At 69.8% G+C, this 19240-nt stretch carries 15 protein-coding genes and 2 pseudogenes; 7 read left to right on the forward strand and 10 right to left on the reverse strand.

Going from position 1 to position 19240, the window contains the following annotated elements; genetic code table 11:
- The coding region (locus tag BMW99_RS34500) for a DNA-directed RNA polymerase subunit alpha (protein ID WP_075018187.1) at window positions 1–895 on the reverse strand (895 nt) is incomplete at its 3' end.
- A gap of 143 nt (window positions 896–1038) precedes the next feature.
- On the opposite strand from BMW99_RS34500, the gene BMW99_RS34505 reads away from it, so the two are divergent.
- A complete protein-coding gene (locus BMW99_RS34505) occupies window positions 1039–1560 on the forward strand; it encodes an SMI1/KNR4 family protein (protein WP_245791750.1) in 522 nt (173 codons plus the stop codon).
- 104 nt (window positions 1561–1664) lie between these two features.
- Here the strand turns inward: BMW99_RS34505 and BMW99_RS42415 are convergent.
- Window positions 1665–1985, reverse strand: a pseudogene (locus BMW99_RS42415) (helix-turn-helix domain-containing protein); the annotation flags it as partial.
- 372 nt (window positions 1986–2357) lie between these two features.
- Between BMW99_RS42415 and BMW99_RS34515 the strand changes: the two are divergent.
- On the forward strand, window positions 2358–2948 hold the full coding sequence (locus BMW99_RS34515) for a hypothetical protein (protein ID WP_069462453.1): 591 nt from the start codon (window positions 2358–2360) through the stop codon (window positions 2946–2948).
- A 246-nt stretch (window positions 2949–3194) separates the two neighbouring features.
- Here BMW99_RS34515 and BMW99_RS34520 read toward each other — a convergent pair whose 3' ends face one another.
- Together BMW99_RS34520 and BMW99_RS34525 are read right to left on the reverse strand one after the other, a co-directional pair.
- Window positions 3195–3944: an SDR family oxidoreductase gene (locus tag BMW99_RS34520; protein ID WP_069462452.1), complete on the reverse strand. Its 750-nt coding sequence runs from the start codon at window positions 3942–3944 to the stop codon at window positions 3195–3197.
- 159 nt (window positions 3945–4103) lie between these two features.
- A complete protein-coding gene (locus tag BMW99_RS34525; protein WP_069462451.1) occupies window positions 4104–5009 on the reverse strand; it encodes an AraC family transcriptional regulator in 906 nt (301 codons plus the stop codon).
- Window positions 5010–5158: 149 nt separating this feature from the next.
- Between BMW99_RS34525 and BMW99_RS34530 the strand changes: the two genes are divergently transcribed.
- Both BMW99_RS34530 and BMW99_RS34535 read left to right on the forward strand, forming a co-directional pair.
- Window positions 5159–5476, forward strand: a complete 318-nt coding sequence (locus BMW99_RS34530; RefSeq protein WP_069462450.1) for a putative quinol monooxygenase — start codon at window positions 5159–5161, stop codon at window positions 5474–5476.
- 104 nt (window positions 5477–5580) lie between these two features.
- Window positions 5581–6549, forward strand: coding sequence for an alpha/beta hydrolase (locus BMW99_RS34535; protein ID WP_069462449.1), 969 nt, complete (start codon window positions 5581–5583; stop codon window positions 6547–6549).
- 512 nt (window positions 6550–7061) lie between these two features.
- Here the strand turns inward: BMW99_RS34535 and BMW99_RS34540 are convergent.
- Window positions 7062–7733: an SDR family oxidoreductase gene (locus BMW99_RS34540; protein WP_069462891.1), complete on the reverse strand. Its 672-nt coding sequence runs from the start codon at window positions 7731–7733 to the stop codon at window positions 7062–7064.
- A 93-nt stretch (window positions 7734–7826) separates the two neighbouring features.
- Between BMW99_RS34540 and BMW99_RS34545 the strand changes: the two genes are divergently transcribed.
- The gene (locus tag BMW99_RS34545; RefSeq protein ID WP_069462890.1) at window positions 7827–8750 is read left to right on the forward strand and encodes an AraC family transcriptional regulator; all 924 of its coding nucleotides are present in this window, start codon (window positions 7827–7829) and stop codon (window positions 8748–8750) included.
- 115 nt (window positions 8751–8865) lie between these two features.
- Here the strand turns inward: BMW99_RS34545 and BMW99_RS40475 are convergent, their stop codons facing one another.
- The gene (locus BMW99_RS40475; protein WP_176735447.1) at window positions 8866–12144 is read right to left on the reverse strand and encodes an NPCBM/NEW2 domain-containing protein; all 3279 of its coding nucleotides are present in this window, start codon (window positions 12142–12144) and stop codon (window positions 8866–8868) included.
- A gap of 306 nt (window positions 12145–12450) precedes the next feature.
- Here BMW99_RS40475 and BMW99_RS34555 point away from each other — a divergent pair, with 306 nt between their 5' ends.
- Window positions 12451–15918 carry a GH92 family glycosyl hydrolase gene (locus tag BMW99_RS34555; RefSeq protein WP_079138304.1) on the forward strand — a complete coding sequence of 1156 codons (3468 nt, stop codon included), beginning with the start codon at window positions 12451–12453 and terminating at the stop codon, window positions 15916–15918.
- Between the two features lie 68 nt (window positions 15919–15986).
- On the opposite strand, the gene BMW99_RS41610 is transcribed toward BMW99_RS34555, so the two are convergent.
- Window positions 15987–16220, reverse strand: a complete 234-nt coding sequence (locus tag BMW99_RS41610; protein WP_176735446.1) for a GMC oxidoreductase — start codon at window positions 16218–16220, stop codon at window positions 15987–15989.
- Between the two features lie 213 nt (window positions 16221–16433).
- Here BMW99_RS41610 and BMW99_RS42795 point away from each other — a divergent pair, with 213 nt between their 5' ends.
- Window positions 16434–16565, forward strand: coding sequence for a hypothetical protein (locus tag BMW99_RS42795; RefSeq protein WP_256090249.1), 132 nt, complete (start codon window positions 16434–16436; stop codon window positions 16563–16565).
- A gap of 482 nt (window positions 16566–17047) precedes the next feature.
- Here BMW99_RS42795 and BMW99_RS41615 read toward each other — a convergent pair whose 3' ends face one another.
- The 3 genes and pseudogenes from BMW99_RS41615 to BMW99_RS34570 form a co-directional block, all read right to left on the reverse strand.
- Window positions 17048–17194 (reverse strand): hypothetical protein, encoded by a 147-nt coding sequence (locus BMW99_RS41615; protein ID WP_176735445.1) that lies wholly within the window; start codon window positions 17192–17194, stop codon window positions 17048–17050.
- Between the two features lie 118 nt (window positions 17195–17312).
- Window positions 17313–17429, reverse strand: a pseudogene (locus BMW99_RS43240) (IS481 family transposase); the annotation flags it as partial.
- A 537-nt stretch (window positions 17430–17966) separates the two neighbouring features.
- On the reverse strand, window positions 17967–18668 hold the full coding sequence (locus BMW99_RS34570; protein ID WP_218108401.1) for a TetR/AcrR family transcriptional regulator: 702 nt from the start codon (window positions 18666–18668) through the stop codon (window positions 17967–17969).
- Between the last annotated feature and the right edge of the window lie 572 nt (window positions 18669–19240).

The raw sequence follows: 19240 nt of genomic DNA on the forward strand, positions 1-19240 counted from the left end.
CCTTGACCTCGTCGATCGACTTCGCACCGAAGTTGCGGATGTCGAGCAGGTCGGCCTCGGAACGGGCGACGAGCTCACCCACGGAGTGGATGCCCTCGCGCTTGAGGCAGTTGTAGGAGCGGACGGTGAGTTCCAGCTCCTCGATCGGCAGGGCGAGGTCCGCGGCCAGAGCGGCGTCCGTCGGGGACGGACCCATGTCGATGCCCTCGGCGTCGACGTTCAGCTCGCGGGCCAGGCCGAACAGCTCGACCAGGGTCTTGCCGGCCGACGCCATCGCGTCACGCGGCCGCATGGCCTGCTTGGTCTCGACGTCGACGATCAGCTTGTCGAAGTCGGTGCGCTGCTCGACACGGGTCGCCTCGACCTTGTAGGTGACCTTGAGCACCGGGCTGTAGATGGAGTCGACCGGGATGCGGCCGATCTCCTGGCCCTGCTGCTTGTTCTGGACCGCGGAGACGTAGCCGCGACCGCGCTCGACGGTCAGCTCCATCTCCAGCTTGCCCTTGGCGTTCAGGGTGGCCAGAACGAGGTCGGGGTTGTGCACCTCGACACCGGCCGGCGGCGCGATGTCGGCGGCGGTGACGACACCCGGGCCCTGCCTGCGCAGGTACATCACGACCGGCTCGTCATGCTCCGAGGACACAACCAGCTGCTTGATGTTGAGAATGACGTCGATCACGTCCTCCTTGACGCCCGGCACGGTGGTGAACTCGTGCAGGACACCGTCGACGCGGATGGACGTGACCGCCGCACCCGGGATCGAGGACAGGAGCGTACGACGCAGCGAGTTGCCGAGGGTGTAGCCGAAGCCCGGCTCCAGCGGCTCGATCACGAACCGGGAGCGGAACTCGTCGACGACCTCTTCGGTCAACGAGGGACGCTGAGCAATCAGCATGAAGTGGTGCCTCCTGATTTTGGCGCCCGCCATTTGACGCCGTAGACACCGCACGGTACCGGCAATATGACCTCGCGGAGGCCCGCACCGCCCGACGTCAGGCGCTACTGAACTTGAAAGCGTGATGTCGGTAGGTCTGAGCGGTGCGTTCGCTGGGAGTCTTGCCGCCCAGCCGTCCCGGGGCGAACCCTTGGTCGGGGCCAGGCCGACCGCTGAGTAATCTTCGGGCCGGGTGGAGAGAAGCGGTTCTCGAAGTCTTTCCTGGGGCAGAGTTCCGGAGCCCGGCACAGGCGGAGGCCCTCGTTGACGCGGAGCAGCGTCTCGGACGGGGGCTGCCGACCGATCTGAGGCAGTTGCTCCTGGAGTGCAATGGCGTCCTCGGGCACTCAGCGGTGGACACGGTCTGGTCAGTCGAGCAGATCGTCGAGCAGAATCTCCTCTTCCGTACCGACAGCTCTTTCGCCCAGCTGTACATGCCCTTCGACGCTCTGCTCTTCTTCGGAGACAACGGAGGCGGGGACCAGTTCGCCTTCGTGCAGACACCCCAGCGACCAGATGTCTTCGTGTGGGAGCACGAGACCGACAGCCGCCGGTGGGTCGCGGGAGACCTGCGGGACTACCTGGGCCGTTCACTCGCCGAGGGCGGCGACGACTGGTACCAGTAGCTCATCGACGTGGTCGAGGAACGCCGACCGGGCCCCGCGATCGGGACCCCCACGGATGGGGAACTGATCGACGGGTGGGCTGTCGAACCGCCTGCGGTCAGCCGCGTCCTGATACGCGACAGCGTCCACGTCCGGTCCGGCCAGCCGTGCGCCACCGGACCCTTGGCCAGCTCCTGCTCCAGGACGGCGAACAGGTCGTCGCTCAGCAGCGGCAACGACGCCGGCCCCTTCGAGGCAAGTGCCCTCGGCCCGCCCTGCGACCAGGCGTTACGCCAGCGCTGCACCAACCGGACGTTGACCCGCAGATCCCGCGCGACGGCCGCGCTCTCCTCGCCCCGGGCGGACCGCTCGGCTGCCCCCATCCTCAGCTTCTCCCGAAAGGCGCGCCGCTCGTCGGTCAGCCCGCCTCCCTGCGCGTACCTCATACAACCGGCATACCGCGGGGACCAAGCGACGTCAGCCCCCACGACACCACCCTTGAAGGCCAGTAGCCGCTGCTCCAGCGTTTCCTCCGAATACTCAGAAGAAACTCTGAGCTCTCCGGAACCTGTCATTAACCCGAGAGCCTCTATCAGCATGCATAACTGGGACATCGTGAGATCGCCCCATCACCAAGGGACCACCCGGCAATGGGACGTATCCCTATCCCCCATCACTAAGAGTGGTGCGTTCAGCTCCTTCGCCCAGGACACCGGTGTCCTGGGCGACCGCTCTCTCGCCGGCGGGTCCGTATCCGGCATGCCCCGCGCCGGGATCTGCGGAAAGTGCGAGCGTGACCCAGAAAGGACTGGTCACCCATGGCCACCTACACCAACTCGGCTCTCGACGCCGACCGAAGCACGACGGCACCTTCCGGACCGCTGCTGCGCCGCTTACACGGCGCCGCTGCCGTCCGTATCGCCTTCGGCCTCGTCTGGGCCGTCGACGCCTCGTTCAAGTGGCTTCCGGGCTTCATCCACGGCAAGACGCTCGACGACGAGATGGGCGCCGCCAAGACGGTACACACCCCGGTCCTGCACCAGTGGATCAGCCTGTGGCACTCGGTCGCGGACTCCCACCCGGGTGCGTTCGCGGTCGGTACGGCCGTGGTGGAGACCTGCATCGCCGTCGGCCTGATCTTCGGACTGCTCGGCAACCTGGTGTTCGTCGGCAGCGCCGTGTACGCGCTCGGCGTCTGGTCGGCTGCCGAGGCGTTCGGCCTTCCGTGGACGGAGTCCGGCATCACCGACACCGGCGTGATGGCCGGCTACGTCTTCGCCCCGCTCGCCCTTCTCTACGCCTACGCGGGCACCACCTGGAGCCTCGACGCGCGCCTGATGCCGTTGCTGGGCAAGGCCGCCTGGCTGAGCAGCCCCTCGCCCGAGGAGATCGCCGCACACCTGAGGTGAGAGCCAACTTCCGTTGCGGGACGGGCCGGCGGCCGCACACAGCAAGCCGGCCGCTGGCCCCACACCATCGAGTCTGTGCCCGAGTTACCAAACACCCCTGCTGGGACAAGACGCTCTTCCATGGCGCTGGAGGCCGGCGGCGACACCAACGTGTCCTGGGTGAGCGCCCGACGGCGAACCGGCCCGGTGCGTGGGCGCGGGGCCGGCTCCTGGTGTCAGTGCGGCGTGACGTTGCCTGCTGGCTGATCACTTCGCCTGGGAGAGCGAGACCGCGTCGGGGCCGGCGGGGAATCGCAGCTGGCCCGTCGTGTCGTGCACGGCTCGCCACACTGTCTCGGCGACGTCGCTCTCCTTGGTGAACAGGTCCTGGCCCGTGAAGTCGCCCATGACCTTCTTCGCCCATGGTGCGTAGGGCGCCGGGACCAACTCGTCCACCGAGGCGCCCTTCGTCGCGTTGGCCGCGAAGTTCGTCGTCAGGCAGGCGCCCGGCTGGACCGTCTTCGCCTGTACACCGAAGGGCGCGAGCTCGAGCGCGAGGGATGCGGTGAACCCCTCGATGGCCATCTTGCTCGCCTTGTAGAGGGCCGAGAGCGGCATGTGGCCCAGCACCACGCTGGATGTCACGTTGACCACCACGCCGGAGCCGCGCTCGCGGAACTGGGGCAGCACCGCCTGCGTCATCGCCATCACGCCGAACGTGTTGGTCTCGAAGACCTCCCGCACCCGGGCCATGGGGGTGCCCTCGAACACGCTGATCGATGGGACGCCCGCGTTGTTGACCAGGACGTCGATGGGCCCGGCTGCCTCGAACGCGGCGGTGATGCTCTCGGGCCTGGTCACGTCGAGCTCGATGACGCGGAGCCGGTCCGACTCAGGAAGGACGCCTGGACGCGGCGTCCGCATCGTGGCGATGACGTTCCACCCCTGCGAGTGGAAGTGGAGGGCGGTCTCCCGCCCGTACCCGGATGAGGTACCAGTGATCAGAACGGTCTTCATGGTGTGCCCCTTTGCGATGTGGTGGGATCCATACGGGTGGGCAGGCACTTTCCTGCTCCACGGGAGAACCGGTGATCCCATTTAATCGCCCTGACCTGCGGAGATAGTAGAACTATCCTCGCTACTCCTTGCACGATCCTCCAGTAAAGCCCACCCAGCTCAGGGCAGGAGACCTGCTGGCGCACGCACGGCCTGCCGCAGACGGGCGGCGTCCTGGCTGGGGGGCGCGCCGAACTGGCGGCGGTACTCCCGGCTGAACTGCGACGGGTTGTCGTAGCCGACGCGGTGGCCGACTCCGGTGACGTCTCCGGGGTGGGTGGCCAGCAGCAGCCGGGCCTCCTGGAGCCGGATCTGCTTCTGGAACTGGATGGGGCTCATCGCGGTCACCGCTTGGAAGTTGCGGTAGAAGGCGGAGACGCCCATGCCGGACTGCCGCGCCACGTCCTCGACCCGGAAGGGCTGCGCGTAGTGCTCGCGGATCCAGCGCACGGCCCGCGAGATGTGGCTGAGGCTGCTGTCGGCCAGGCCGAGCTGGCGAACCGTCGCACCCTGCTCGCCGGTGATCAGACGCCACAGGATCTCGCGCTTGACCAGCGGGGCCAGTACGGCCCGGTCGCGGGGCTCGTCGAGCAGGCGCAGCAGCCGGACCACCGCGTCCAGCAGCGCGGCCGGAGCGTCACTGACGGCGATCCCCGACGGCGCGCCCCCGCTGCTCCGGGGGGCGCCTTGGGGCCCGGCCTCAAGCAGCAGCTCGGCAACGGCGGACGGTTCCAGGACGAGACCGAACCCCAGCGCCGGCTGCTTGGGGTCGGCCTGGGTGAACTGCCCTGTGACAGGCAGATCGACGGATGCGACCAGGTACTGCCCGGGTCCGTACTCGAACACCCTCTCACCCAGGGCGAGGCGTTTGGCGCCCTGCGCGATGACCGCCAGGAGCGTGCCGGACATCGAAGGCGCCGGCGGATCAGGGCGGTCGACCTTCGAGATGAGGACGCCGTCGACGGCGGTGGTCCAGTCGGGCCGCGCATGGCGGGCCAGCAGGGTGCGGAGTTCTTCGAGGCACATGCGTCCATTGCAGCACCATTCCGCGCCGCGGTTCCCAAAGCCGCGAGGATCGTGCAAGGACGAACGAGCATCGGTCTAACGTTTGCGCAGGTCAACCCGCTTGAATGGAATCACCGCACTCCACCATCGAAGAGGAAGAGAAGGAATCCATGATGGCCAACTACGGCTTCAGCGCCACCCTGACCGCAAGGCCCGGTATGGGCGACCAGCTCGTCGACCTGCTGCTGACCGGACTGAACGAGGGCAGCCCCGGCGCCAGCGAATACTGCCTCGTCTACCTCGTCTCCCGCTCCGCGTCCGACCCCGACGTCGTCCACGTCGCCGAAGGCTGGACCAGCGAGGAGGACCACCACCGCGTCTTCGCCGGCCAGACCGCCCAGGCCATCGTGGCGCAGATCGACCCGCTGCTCGCCAAGGACTCCGAGTACACCGACTACGTTCCGGTCCGCGGCAAATCCGCCCTCTGACTCGCCGAACACCCCACACCCCTGCCTCTGCCGCCTCGCTGCCCACCGAGGTGCCCCCCGTCCTCGCCCGACCGTCCCGCCACCACCCACGAGAGGCAACGACCGTGACCACAGCACGCCCCTCCCTCGACCCCGAACTGCATGAACTCCTGGCCGACATGCCGCTGATGTCCCAGCTCAGCCCGGAAGTGCTGGCGCAGGTACGCCCCTTCTCCTCGATGCCCGTCGAACCCCTCCTCGAAGGCCGCGCTATCAACCGGCGCGAGGTCACCGTTGAGAGTCCGGACGGCACCCCGATCCCCTTGTCCGTCTTCAGCCCCGCGAACAGCGATCGCACCGCTGCCGCACCCTGCGTCTACTGGATGCACGGCGGCGGGATGGTCATGGGCGACCGCTTCTCACAGATCGACATCCCGCTGGAGTGGCTCGACGAGTTCGGCGCCGTCGTGGTCTCCGTCGACTACCGGCTCGCGCCCGAGTCCACCGGCACCATCCCGGTCGACGACTGCTACCAGGGACTGCTCTGGATCGCCGACCACGCCGCCGAACTGGGCATCGACCCCGCCCGGATCATCGTCGCAGGCGCCAGCGCAGGCGGCGGCCTCGCCGCCGGCGTCACCCTGCTGGCCCGCGACCTCGGCACCCCGACGATCGCCGCCCAAGTCCTGATCGGCCCCATGCTCGACCACCGCAACACCACCACCTCCAGCCTCCAGTACTCGAACGGGCCCGGCGTCTGGACCCGCGAGATGAACGGATTCGGATGGCGCTGCCTCCTCGGCGACCTCACCGACGACGAGGTACCCGCATACGTCTCACCCGCCCTGGCCGACGACCTCGCGGGGCTGCCGACCACCTACATCGACACCGGCTCCGCCGAAGTCTTCCGCGACGAGGACACCGACTACGCCACCCGCATCTGGGCGGCCGGCGGCCAGGCCGAACTCCACGTCTGGGCAGGCGGCTTCCACGGATTCGACGCCCTGTACCCGCAGGCACACATCTCGGCCGCAGCCCGCCGAACCCGCACCGACTGGCTCGCCCGGCTCCTGCCCACGAACCCCGCCGCATAGGTGAAGTCGACGAGTTCCGGTCGTACGCTTCAGCCTTGGCTAAGACATCAGTGTCTGCTGTCTCCGGGCGCGACGCGCGGGCCGGTTTTCGTCACCCACCGCAAGCCGGGTCCCAGCAAGGTCCTCGCGGACACGCGGGATGGTTCCGCCATGGGGTGGCCGGCCAGAGCCGCTCAGGCCGGCCCCGTCGGCCGCGCCGCCAGGCGAGACCCGCTGGCCCGACACCTGGGGGTGGTGTGCAGCGTGGGTGTGCAGGTCAGCCGGGGCGTTCGACGGGGCGGCCCTCCCCCCAGCCGAACGGTTCCGTCGCGGCGGCTGGACGCCGTCGGAAGCGAACGCAAAGCTGGAGCGCGCTGCACCCCCTCACCCCGTCGCTCGTCCTGGGCGTCCTCGTCAGCGCAGTACGGGTCGGGAGGCAGACATTTCCGCCCTTCGCGTGGAAGCCGCTGTTGCGTATGCAGTGCCGTCCTTGCCCGACGGGATTCGGTCGACTGACCGTAGGGCGTTGCGGCTCAGCTGGCGAGCGACGCCTTGGTTTCGCGGGTCTCCTCGTCCGCGAGCACCTCCGGTGCCCCGGCGGCCAGGCCGTCGAGGGCAACGGTCACGACGTCGGCGGGGGCATTCTTCGGGATGTCCCAGCCGGCCATCATGTCGGTGTCGGTCGAGCTGAGGTAGAGGCCGGTGACCTGGGTGCCCTGACCGGCCAGCTCCAGGCGTACTCCGTTGGTCATGCTCCACGAGGCGGCTTTCGAGGCGGCGTAGGCGTTGACGCCGGGGAGGGAGAGCCAGGACATGCGCGAGTTCACGTTCAGGATGGCGCCTCCGCCGTTGCGGGCCAGGATCGGCGCGAACGTACGGATCATGCCGAGCGGGCCGAAGAAATTGGTGTCGATCTCCTGCCGGATCGCGGCGAGGTCGCCGGTCACCAGGTCGCTGCCGGTGACGATGCCGGCGTTGTTGACCAGCAGAGTCACGTCGGAGGCGATGGCCGCAGCGACCGTCACTGCGTCGGGGTCGGTGATGTCGAGCGCCAGCGGAATCGCGCCGGGGACGTCGACAGTCTCGGGCTTCCGGGCGGCGGCGTACACCTTCGCGGCGCCCCGGTCGAGGAGTTGCTGAACGAAGTGCCGGCCGATGCCGCGGTTGGAGCCGGTGACGAGTGCAATGCTTCCCTTGATGTCCATGATCGCAACGCTAGAACGGTCGCGTGCGACTCTCAATGGCGTATGTGCTCAATTTGATACCCGTAATGCTCACTCGTCCGGCATGCTGAGTGTATGGATGCTTTGACCGGACTCATCGATGCGCAGCAGGTGCGCGGCGTACTGGGTGCGCGGATCGCCGCGGGCGACGACTGGGGATGGTGGTCGGCTCAGCAGTCGGGGGCCGCGTTCCATGCGGTGACCTCCGGCACGGTGTGGATCGCCCCTGAGGGCTCCGACCGGCTGCAACTGCGCGCCGGCGACGTCCTGTTGCTCCCCGGCGGCCGTGGGCACGCTCTGGCGAGCGACCCCGAGGCGCTTGCCCGCACGACGCCGGAGCACTCCGACGGGTACACGCTCGCGGCCGACGGCACAGTCCGCATGGGCTACGGGCAGGCGCACACGCACATCCTCTGCGCCCACTACACGCACGACTCCACGGCCTCCGGATCCTTCCTCGCCGCGCTGCCCGACGCCGTCTTGCTGCGCGGACAGGGCGACGGCGGCGGACTCGCCGAGACAATCCGCCTAGTGGGCCGTGAACTGACCTCACCACGGCCGGGAAGCCAGGTCGTGCTCGCCCGCCTGGTAGACGTCCTCCTGGTGCAGGCCTTGCGTGACTGGCTCGAGCGCGGTGTCGACAGTGCGGTCTCGCCCCTGCATGCACTGCGCGACCCCGTCGTATCTTCGGTAATGGCAGTGATCGACGCGGAGCCCGGCCGCCCATGGACGGCGACGGAACTCGCCCACGCGGCCGGCGTCTCACGGGCCACGCTCGCCCGCCGATTCCCGGCAGCCCTGGGCGAGACACCGGCCTCTTACCTCACCCGGCGCCGCCTCGACCTTTCCGCACGACGACTGCGCGACTCCGACGACTCACTCGAACAGATCGCCCAGGAAGTCGGCTATACCTCGGCGTACGCCTTCAGCCGTGCCTTCCGCCGTGCACGAGGCGTTCCGCCCGGCAGGTTCCGCAAGACGTCCCGCACGGCCAGCTAGCTGTATTGACCCGCAGCGTTGTTGACTCGGGTGATCGGGGGTTGTCCTCCGAGTGCGGCTGGGCCGGGGGCGGCCGCCGGAACCTGCGGTTCCGGGGGCCGCCCCCGGCCGGATCTCAGCTGGCCGCGCAGCTGAGGCGTGGCTCGGCCCAGTCCGCGTGGTCGTGGGCGTTGCCGTCCCCGCCGTCGTCCACGACGAGGTCGAGTTGGCGGGCCCCTGTCACGTCGGCGTCAAGGGAGACGGCCTGCGACTCGCCCGTGACCACGGACGTGCCGGCGATCGCTTTCCCGTCGGCGACGACGTGGAAGGCCACCGAACCATAGGGCGCGACCTCGTCGTCGACACCCACCGTGGCGGTGAACCGCGTGCAGTTGCCACCCAGGAAGAACGCCACGTCACTGTCGGCGTGGACGCCGAGCCCCTTGGCGTACGCCGTCCCGCGGAGGGTGATTGTCCGGCCGTCGCCGGCCGCCTGCTCGCCGTTGGAAAGGTCGCGTTCCACCGGCCCCCAGCCGTTGGTGGTGGACACGAACGACAGGTCGCTCAGGTTGGGGCTGCCCGTGGGCGGCGGGATCGGCACCGTGGTGGCGGCCGCGCCGTACGTCCAGTGCTGGACGCCACCGCGCGCGTAGCGGGCGAGCGGCGTGAAGGTCACGGACACCGGAGAGTCGGCGGCCGTGGGGGCGGTCACCGTCCAGGTCGCGGTGACCGACCGGCCGGGCGCGACCAGCGGGAACGTCGTCACCCCGGCGGGCGTGGCGGTCCAGCCGGCGGGCGCGCCGGACGCCAGTATCAGCCCCCGCACGGCCGGCGCGGAGGCCGGGTTGGTGAAGGTGACCTGTTCGGTCGCCGAGTCGCCGCGCTCGATCCGGTCCGGCACCGACGCCTTCACCGTGGCAGGGGTCGGCGCCGCCTGCTGTACGGGAGTGATCCGCAGGTTGTCGAACTCATCGGTCTGGTAGCCGACGACGCCCAGGCCCGCCTGCCCGGAGCCGTACGAGGCGTCGTCCACGGAACCCACCCGGCGACCGTCGACGGCGGCGGTGAGGGTGGTGCCGCTGAAGCCCAGACCCAGGGTGTGCCAGCGGTGGGTGCCCAGGACCTTCCCACTCCCTTCGGCAAGAGTCGTCAACTCTCCCGCGGCGGTGCTCTTCACGATCGACCAGTGGCCGGTGTCGGCGACCCTCAGGAAGTAGCCGGCCTGGTGGGACTGCGGCCGCTGCTGCTGGCCCGCCCTGCCGAGCAACTCGACCGTGCCGGGCTGCTCCAGGTACACGTCGGAGGTGACGGTGTAGTCGGTCCACGAGGTGTCGCCGATCAGGGCGAACGCGTCGCTGTCGTCCTGCCACTCGATGGGCTTCTGCGCCGCCATCTGCCGCACGCACAGGCCCGGTCGGCCGCCGTCGCAACGCGCGGTCTCGAACGAGCCCTGCATGTCCGAGAGGTAGCGCGCTTCCTGGTTGGGCGTGGGCCGGTCGAAGGAGTCGGCGTACGGCAGCGCGAGCCTGGACTCCTGCGGGCTGACGGCCGTGCCCTTGCCCTGTCCGGTGGTGGTCGTCAGCGAGTAGACGTACCCCGGCTCGAAGGTGACCGAGAAGTGGCCGTCCTGCGGGGTGATGTCGCCGGTGTGGACGAACTGGCGCGCCTGGTCGGTCGAGTTGAGATCCGTCGCCCATACGTGCACGGGTCCGGTCGGCAGGCCTCCCGACACGTCGAAGTGCGCGGTCTGCGGGGCGCCGGCCGTCGACGTCTCGACGATCGTGCTGTAGGCCGAGGCGTCCGGGGCCTTCAGGGTGACGAAGCTGCCGTTCGCCCGGTCGCCGCCGAGGTAGCCGCTCGCCGAGTCGATGAACGACCAGCCGGGCTGGGTGACCTGGGTGACCTGCGCGGTCGCCCACAGGCTCGTGCCCAGACTGTAGGCCCCGGACCACGGCTGGGCGGCGACCGCCAAGCCCACGGTGTCGTACGGCAGGTTCGGGTAGATCGCCGCCAGCAGCGGCCAGTTGAGGTAGGCGGTGAACTTGCCGTCGAGGTAGCCGCGCGTGATCGAGCGGATCAGCGCGCCGGAGCCGGTGTTGTCGTCCTGGGAGCCGTTCTCACTGGCCCACAGCGGCTTGCCGGTTGCCTTGGCGTCGGCGGAACTGTCGCAGGTGGTGGCACTGCCGCCGTCCCCGCCCTCGCACGGGTAGTGCGCGCCCACGATGTCGACGGCCTGGTCGAACGCGGGGTCCGCGAGCATGGTGCCGGCGACGTCGAGGCCGGAGTCGGCCCCGACGACGTCGATCGGCAGGTGCGCGGCGGCCAGCGCCGCGTGCAGCTTCTCGTACCAGCCGGTGTCGTAGCCGCGCTCGTTCCAGCCGCCCAGGTAGTCGATGGCCAGCCCGTGCTGCTTGGCACAGCCCAGCCAGGTCGTCAGGTAGTCGATCATGTCCTGGGACCAGAAGTTCCCGCCGCCGGGAGCGCCGGTGGTGTTCCCGATCCATCCGGGCGCACCCCAGGCCAGGCCGTACAGCTTGATGTGCGGGTTGCGCTGCCTGGCTTGCTCCATCAGCCACCACTCGTAGCCGCTGGTGCAGTTCACCGAGCCCTTGGTGTGTTCGATGCTGGGCTCGGAGCCGTCCGTGGAATTGGTGTCGCCGCCGATCTCGAGCTTGAGCATCTGCAGGGACGCGCCGTAGCCGGGCTTGAACAGGTAGTCCAGGATCCGGCTGCGCTGCGGCTCGGGATAGTCGATGAGCAGGCGCGAGTTGCCGCCGCCGCCGCTGATCGCGCCGATGCCGTCGAAGGTCCGGCCGGAGCCGGTGCCGTCCACGGCGATGTCGGTCTCGCCCGGAGGCGGTACCTGTCCGACGAAGTCGACGCGGTCCACGACCACCGCGGTCCCCGAGGACGCAGGGTTCTTGCGGCCGGTCCAGGTCAGCGTGAAGGTGTGGGCGCCGTCGGGCAGTTCGGGACTGGCCCACAGGGCCACGTCGCCGGTGCGGGCGGCGCTGTAGAAGTCGACGTCGACGGGGGTACCGCCGTCGACGGACAGGGCGCCGATTCCGTGGCCCGGGTCGGTCACTCCGCGGAAAGTCAGCCGGGTCCCGGTGAAGCGGAAGGCGACGGCGTCTCCACTGTGGTCGGTCCAGCTGTTCGTTCCCTGGTACGGGTCGGCAGGCGCGCCCTCCCCCGACGCGTGGCCCCAGCCGGACCCCTGGTAGTCGAACTGGTCCGGCCCGGTGCCGCGCACCGCGTCGTCGATCGTGACGTCCGTGCCCGATGCGGCCCGGGCCGGGGCGGCGCCACCGGCCACCACCGTCCCCGAGAGCAGCAGCGCGGCACAGGCGAGGGCCGCCCCACCCAGCCGGCGGAACCGGCTGAATCGGGCACGGTGGTCGGGTCGAACGGGCATGGGCGCTCCGAACTGGCGGGATGCGGAGTTGTTCCGCACCTGGGCGCCCAGATTTCTACAGCGCCCAACGCGATTCCACAACAGATCGGACAGAATTCAACAACCGGCCCTTCGGAGCGATCGGTCCTCCCGCGGCCCGAGCCACTCGATCAACGTCCCTGCCGTGGCGTCCCCGTGACGGGTTCTCAGCTTTCGGCCCACACGGGTGAGAGCTGAGGTGAACAGAGGCCGCACGAGGGTTGTGGGGGGACACGGCACGGGGATACAACCTGCTCGATAACGTTGTCAGAGCGAAAGGCCCCTCGCATGCCCCTTCGTCACGGACAACCGCAACACCGCCGCCTGAAAGCCCTGGTGGTCGCCGTGGCCGCGGCCGGGACATTGGCCACGGGCGGTGCCGGAACCGCCGCGGCCGGCCCGCTGCCCTTGGCCGCGTCGCACGCCGTTGATCCTCTGGTCGGCGATCCCGCGGCGCTGGTCGACCCTCTGATCGGCACGGGCTCCGGCGGGGCCACGGTCGGACAGGTCGACAGCTACCCCGGGGCGACCGCCCCTTTCGGCATGGTGTCATTCAGTCCTGACACCCCGTCACGGCCGGACGGCGGCGGCTACAACTACGACGACTCGTCGACCACGGGCTTCGCCCTCACGCACATGTCGGGCCCCGGCTGCGGCGCCTACGGCGACTTCCCCGTCCTGCCAACCGTCGGACCGCTGGGCGCCGACCCGGCGGCCACGACCTCGGCCTTCCAGCACGCTCACGAGCACGCCGCGCCCGGCTCCTACGGAGTCACTCTCGACCCCGGTACACCCGCGGCCGTGCAGGCCGACCTGGCCGCCACCGAGCGCACCGGCATCGGCCGCTTCACCTATCCCGCGACGACGGCCGCCAACCTGCTGTTCAAGATGGGTCAGGCCCAGTCCGGCAACCAGAGCGCCAACATCCAGGTCGTGGGCGACCGCACGGTGACGGGCACCGAGACCGCCGGCCAGTTCTGCGGCTCGCCCGGCACGTATCCGGTGCACTTCGTCGCCACTTTCTCCCAGCCCTTCTCCTCGTACGGCACATGGCACACAGCCCCGGCCGGGCCCAACGTCTTCACCCAGCCCACCGGCGACCTTTCCTGGAGCTACCACGAGGTGGCCAGTGGCGGCACCGCGGCGGCCGTCGGCCCCGCGACCGCGCCCGACGGCAGCAGCGCGGTGTCCTGGAAGCAGAGCAACGCGCTGGCCAACACCTGGATCCAGGCGACCCCGGCCGGCCTGACCCAGGGCGCCGGCTACCAGGCGAGCGTCACCCTGCAAGGAACCGGCAATGTCTACCTGAACTTCTACAACGGCCGTCAGGACGTGGGCGGCACGCCCGTGAACCTCACGTCTACCCCGGTCACGCTGACCGTGGACACCACCATCCCTACCGGCTCCATCGGCGCACCGCAGTTCCAGGTGCGCACCGCGGGAACGGGCCCGGTGGACCTGCTGGCCTCCGCCGCGTCCATCCGCCAGGACGAGGTGGTGAAGTCGCCCGGCACCAGCAAGGCGAGCACACGCGGCCCCGGAAGCGGGCGGGTGCCCGCGGGACCCGACGGCAAGCCGGCCGGCGCCGGCACGGGGACGCCGGTGGCGCCGCGCGGAGTCGAGGCGAAGGGTGCGCAGTCGCGGACGCAGGTGGCGGGCACGGACGGACTGGGTTCGGGAGCCTGGGTCAGTTTCGACACCACCTCCCGGCAGCAGGTCACGATGAAGGTGGCCCTCTCCTACGTCAGCCAGGACAACGCGGCCGCCAACCTGGCACAGGAGGACCCCGGCTGGAGCGTCGACGCCGTGGCCGGCCGCACGTATGCGCAGTGGAAGAGCATGCTGTCCCGGATCCGCATCGGTGGCGGAACCGCCGCTCAGCGGCAGGAGTTCTACACCGCGCTCTACCACACGATGCTGGAGCCGACCATCTTCTCCGACGCCAACGGGGACTACCTCGGGTTCGACGACAAGGTCCACCGGACCGCCCACGGCGCCGTTCAGTACGCCAACTTCTCCGGCTGGGACGTCTACCGATCGGAGATCCCGCTGCTCGCCGTGATCGCCCCGGAGCAGACCGGCCAGATGATGACCTCGCTGCTCAACGACCAGGCGCAGGGCGGCTGGTTGCCCAAGTGGGGCTTCGCCAACGACTACACCGACGTCATGAACGGTGATGCCGCCGACCCGATGCTGGCCGAGGCGTACGCCATGGGCGCGAGGGACTTCGACGCCCGCGCCGCACTGGACGCCATGGTGAAGGGTGCCACGCAGGTCCCGGCGTCGCCGGCCGAGATGGGCCAGGGCTGGTACGTCGAGCGGCCGCAGCTCGCGCCCTACCAGTCGCTGGGCTACGTGCCCAACACCACGCAGAGTTCCCTGTCCCCGACGGACAACGGCGCCTCGGAGACCATCGAGTACGCGACCGCGGACTTCGGCATCGCGCAACTCGCCAAGTCCCTGGGGCAGGACGCGACCTACCGGACGTTCCTGCAGCGGTCCCAGAACTGGACGAACATCTTCAACACCGCCACCGGCTACATCCAGCCGCGCGACGGCGACGGCCAGTTCCCGCAGTTCGATCCGACGACCGACGGGATGGGCGCGTTCGGCCAGTCGGGCTTCCAGGAGGGCAACGCCGCCCAGTACACCTGGTCGATCCCGCAGAACATCCAGGGCCTGATCACCGCGATGGGGGGTGATCAAGCCGCCGTCGAGCGGCTGGACACCTACTTCCAGCAGCTCAACGCCGGCCCCAACCAGCCCTACGAATGGGCCGGCAACGAACCGGCGTTCGGCACCCCGTGGATCTACTCCTACGCGGGGGCGCCCTACAAGAGCGAGGAGATCGTGCACCGGCTGCTCACCTCGGTCTACGCGGACACGCCCGGCGGCGAACCCGGCAACGACGACCTCGGTGCGATGAGTTCGTGGTTCGTCTGGTGCAGCCTGGGCCTGTACCCGGCTACCCCCGGGACGCCGGTGCTCGCGCTCGGGGCGCCGATCTTCTCCCAGGCCGAGTTCGACCTGCCCGGGGGGCATCGGCTGCAGCTGTCCGCACCGGGCGCGTCGACCACCACCTACGTGCACGGCGTGACGGTGAACGGCAGGGCCTGGTCGCGCGGCTGGCTGCCCGCGTCCCTGCTCACCGGCAGCGACGCTCCCGCCGGCCGGCCAGCCACCACGCGGCTGGCTTTCACCCTGACGCCCACCGCGGACACCTCATGGGCCTCGGCGGCCGCCGACGCGCCGCCGTCCTACCCCGCCGGCCCTCTGGAGTTCCCCCCGGGACGCAAGCCCGTGATCCTCGCGCCCACCGGACCGAACCTGCTCGGCGACACGCCCACCGGTCAGCTCGGCTGGCAGGGACCGGTGCAGAACGGGGTGGGGTCCGTCCCCGGCACCGTGGCCGCCGCGACCACGCCTGCGGGTGCGAGCGCGGTGCGCTGGACCCAGTCCTCCGCGGCGTCCAACACCTGGATCTGGGTGGATCCGGCGTCGCAGTTGCCGTCCGGCCAGAGTTATCAGGCCTCCGTCACACTCCAGGGCACCGGCTCCGTCTACCTGGACTTCTGGAACGGCCAGCAGGACCTGTCCAGTCAGACCGTCCAGCTGACGGACACGCCGCAGACGCTGACCATCCAGGGAGCGGTGCCCGCGGCGGCGGACACCCACCTCCAAGTGCGCACCGCGGACACCGGGCCGGTGGACCTGTACGCGAGCGCGGCCACCGTGCGGCTCCTGACGCCCCAGTAGGACTGAGCGCGGCAGAGGGACCGGGGCACCCGTACGCTCACACGGGTGCTCCGGTCCGCCGGCGGCGGTCAGGTGGCCGAGGGCGGCAGCGGCGCGCCGTAGGTGACGTCGGCGGCCGCTTCCCGGGCGCGGGACACGATCGCGGGGACGGCCCGTTCCGCGAGGGCCGCGATGGTCAGCGACGGGTTGACGGTGAGCGATGCCGGAACCGCCGAACCGTCGGTGACGAACAGGCCCCTGTGGCGGCGGAGTTCGTGCGAGTCGCCCAGCGCGCTGCCGGCCGGGTCGTCACCGATACGCACCGAGCCGATGGGACGGGCCGTGACGGTCCCGGCCACGTCCTCGGACCAGGGCCGGACTTGAGCGAGTCCGTCCTTCTGCAGGATGGCACGCAGCGAGTCGTCCGCCGTGTTCCATCCGCCGCGTGCGCGGGCGGTCGGATGGTACCCCTGCTCAGGCCAGGAGCGAGGCGCAGGAAGCCGCCGGTGAGGGGCGTCAGGCCGAAGGTGCCTTCGTTGTCGTCCTCCGTCATGGCCGGCAACGTCAGCCATGACAGCCACCTGCCGCGCATCTGGCATTTCGCCACCCCGAACCAGTCGGGTGCCGCGGCCGTGCGGGCCAGCAGGTTGGTCAACGGCCGGAAGTAGATCTGCCGGAGCATGAAGCGGCTGTACTCGGGGGCCGCCGGGTTCAGGTAGTCGTAGGTGGCGGCCGTGATCGGGCGGCCGATGCGAAGGCCGTGCTTCCCAATACCTCGACGCCTGGCTGATCCCGTCGGAGGGTCGTCCTCCGACAGCGGATGTCGACTGGTTCGGGAGCGGAAAGCCCCGCTCCGAGGAAGAGCATCGTTCAAGATCCGGACCATTCCCGGGCCAGCGACGGGACTCAAGCGCCCGCCTCACACGTTTGCGCAGGTCAGCGGAGTGCCACCGCTGTACTGCCAGCAGACCAAGAACTTGCTCGTCTCGTACTCCCCGAAGAAAGCTCGGCTTCTTCTAGAACGCATCGACGCGGTGCCTGACCTGACCGCGAGGCAGGTTGGGCGCCCCCGTGGCTGCGGTCAACGTCGCCGCAGCGTGGCGCCCGGTATTCTCCCGATATCTGCCACCGCTGTCCCACCTCTGACCGGCTATTCCGGGGCATTTCCGGGCCGGATTCGCCGCGGGACGCCTTCGGTGGGTTCTGCCGTCCCTGCCCAGCGGCGCATGGAGTCGCCGATGCGGTCGTTGGCGTACTCCTGCGCACCGACGAGGAACCTGGCGTAGTAGCGGAACATCACTTGGATGCTCTGCCCCGCTCGTCGAGCTCGCCAGCGACCAGTTCCTGTCCGACCTCGGCTCGATCGTCGGCCTGCGGGCCGGCAGCTCGGCTACCCACCTGCCGCTGCGGCAGGTCTAGGTGTATTGACCCGGGAGGTTGTTGACTCGGGTGATGGGTGGTTGGCCGGCGAGTGCGGTGTGGCTGCGGTGGTGGTTGTAGGTGTGGAGGAAGTCTGCCAAGGCGGCGGTACGACCTGAACGACATGGAGTCGTAGAACGAGCTGCTCAGGGGACCAAACGCCTGCCCCCAGTGGTGGTCACCAGGCCGCCGAGGCCGATGGACACGTCGGCGCCGGGAACGCTCGTCGTGGCCGACCGTGCACAACTCATTAGACAAAGGTCACGGCCGGCGAGTCGGTCAGGCCCGGACCGACCCCCGGCTGACAGCCGCCTTCGCTCCTCCACAGGCAGCGTTGGCGGATCCCGTCGCTCGCTCTAGCGCGCAGGCTCCGGTGCCCTGCGGTCAGCCCCACGACGAAGGCGACGACTGGCGGGAGAAGCTCCCAGCCGTTCAGCGGCTGCGTTCGAGCAGGGTGCGCAGCGCTGGCACGTACATCGCGGCGACCCCCAGGGCGGCCGAGACGGCCACAGCCACGGCAGGAACGCGCTCTCCAGGGTCCACCACTGTTCCCGCAGCCCGAGACAGCCCGGGGCGACGACATCCGAGTCAGGGCGCACCACCGCGACCCGGGACGCGGCCGTCGGCCCAGGCCCGGTACGAGGGTGGATCTACTCGTGGACCGGACCGGCCCCGCCCTGGGTCAAGACATTGCCGTTGAGAATTCTGGCCATCTGCGCGGGGGTGGGAGGAGCAGGCATCGGTCCTGGCCGGAATGCCCCGCGCGGGGCCACCCGCAGACCGTCAAGCATGAAAGCCAGCCACCTCCGCCATGCGTGGGGGGCGACGTCACGGGTGGCGCGCACCACGCCGGCGTTGGCCATCAACAAGAGCGCCAGGTCCTCCAGGACAAGGTCCTCACGCAGCGCCCCGGCTTCCTGCGCACGGCCGATGACCTTCATGGCGGCGCGGCGCCCCCGATCCCGCAGTTCAGCCGAATGCTTCGCGGGGGGGAGCGACATGGTGATCAGGTCGGTGAATCCGCGGTCGTCGGCCTGCATGGCACAGATTCGTTCGACGAGCTCGACGAACGAATCCCACGGATCACGCCGCGTGAGGGCCTCCTCGGCAGCGACGGCGTAGTCCGTGAGCTTGGCCTCGAACGCGGCGGCCACCAGTTCCTCCCGCGTCGGAAACCTGCGGTAGAGGGTGGCGATGCCCACTCCGGCACGGGTCGCGACCTCATCGAGCGCGACGTTGAGACCGCCTTCGGCGAAGACACTCTGGGCCGCCTTCACCAGGCGTTCGCGGTTGCGCTCCGCGTCGGCGCGCAGGCCTCGGCCGCGATGCCTCTCTCGCTGCAGTTCCACCACGGGAACCAGCATACGACCGGAGGAGATCCTCCAGATAGGCCCGCACCTGGAGGGTCGCCGCTGGGCTCTCGAGGGAATCGGGGCGTGGCGCGATGCACCTCCCTCAGGGGAATACGGAGGCCGTTCTCCACTTTTACGAACGCAGGAGTGCGAATGTACTGGCGAGGCGATCGCTGGTGCCGGGAGGACAACATGCGGAGAACACCTGCGACGGGCGGCGGCGACGCTGGAGAGGCGCGCCGTGGATCTCGCGCCCGCGCCACCATTGCACGGCGGCTCGCTCTGGGCGCCGCACTGTGCCTGGAGGCGTCTGCCACGCTCCTGATGACCACCAGGCTCCTGCTCGGCGCCGCCGCAGGCATCGGCCTGGCGGGGATGGGGTGGTATCTCGCCCAGCGCCTGACCCTTCCTGGGCCCCGGACCGCACCCGCGGGCGCCGGACGCCGCAGGGGCGGCACGCCGTCCCGCGGACTTGCGGGGTTCGACTCCTTCGCCCCGGCCGAAGAAGGTCCCCGCGGCGAACCGGACCACGTGTCGCACCTCCGGGAAGCCCTCGGCCATGACTCCGATCA

Origin of the sequence: Actinacidiphila rubida, assembly GCF_900110255.1 — a bacterium.
Classification (GTDB): Bacteria; Actinomycetota; Actinomycetes; order Streptomycetales; family Streptomycetaceae; genus Actinacidiphila; species Actinacidiphila rubida.

Coding starts and splice junctions, on each gene's coding strand:
- BMW99_RS34520 (WP_069462452.1), bottom strand. CDS start 3,944: ATGAAGACCGTTCTGATCACTGGTACCTCATCCGGGTACGGGCGGGAG.
- BMW99_RS34540 (WP_069462891.1), bottom strand. CDS start 7,733: ATGGACATCAAGGGAAGCATTGCACTCGTCACCGGCTCCAACCGCGGC.
- BMW99_RS34555 (WP_079138304.1), top strand. CDS start 12,451: ATGCCCCTTCGTCACGGACAACCGCAACACCGCCGCCTGAAAGCCCTG.
- BMW99_RS34525 (WP_069462451.1), bottom strand. CDS start 5,009: ATGTGCCTCGAAGAACTCCGCACCCTGCTGGCCCGCCATGCGCGGCCC.
- BMW99_RS34530 (WP_069462450.1), top strand. CDS start 5,159: ATGATGGCCAACTACGGCTTCAGCGCCACCCTGACCGCAAGGCCCGGT.
- BMW99_RS34515 (WP_069462453.1), top strand. CDS start 2,358: ATGGCCACCTACACCAACTCGGCTCTCGACGCCGACCGAAGCACGACG.
- BMW99_RS40475 (WP_176735447.1), bottom strand. CDS start 12,144: ATGCCCGTTCGACCCGACCACCGTGCCCGATTCAGCCGGTTCCGCCGG.
- BMW99_RS34545 (WP_069462890.1), top strand. CDS start 7,827: ATGGATGCTTTGACCGGACTCATCGATGCGCAGCAGGTGCGCGGCGTA.
- BMW99_RS41615 (WP_176735445.1), bottom strand. CDS start 17,194: ATGTTCCGCTACTACGCCAGGTTCCTCGTCGGTGCGCAGGAGTACGCC.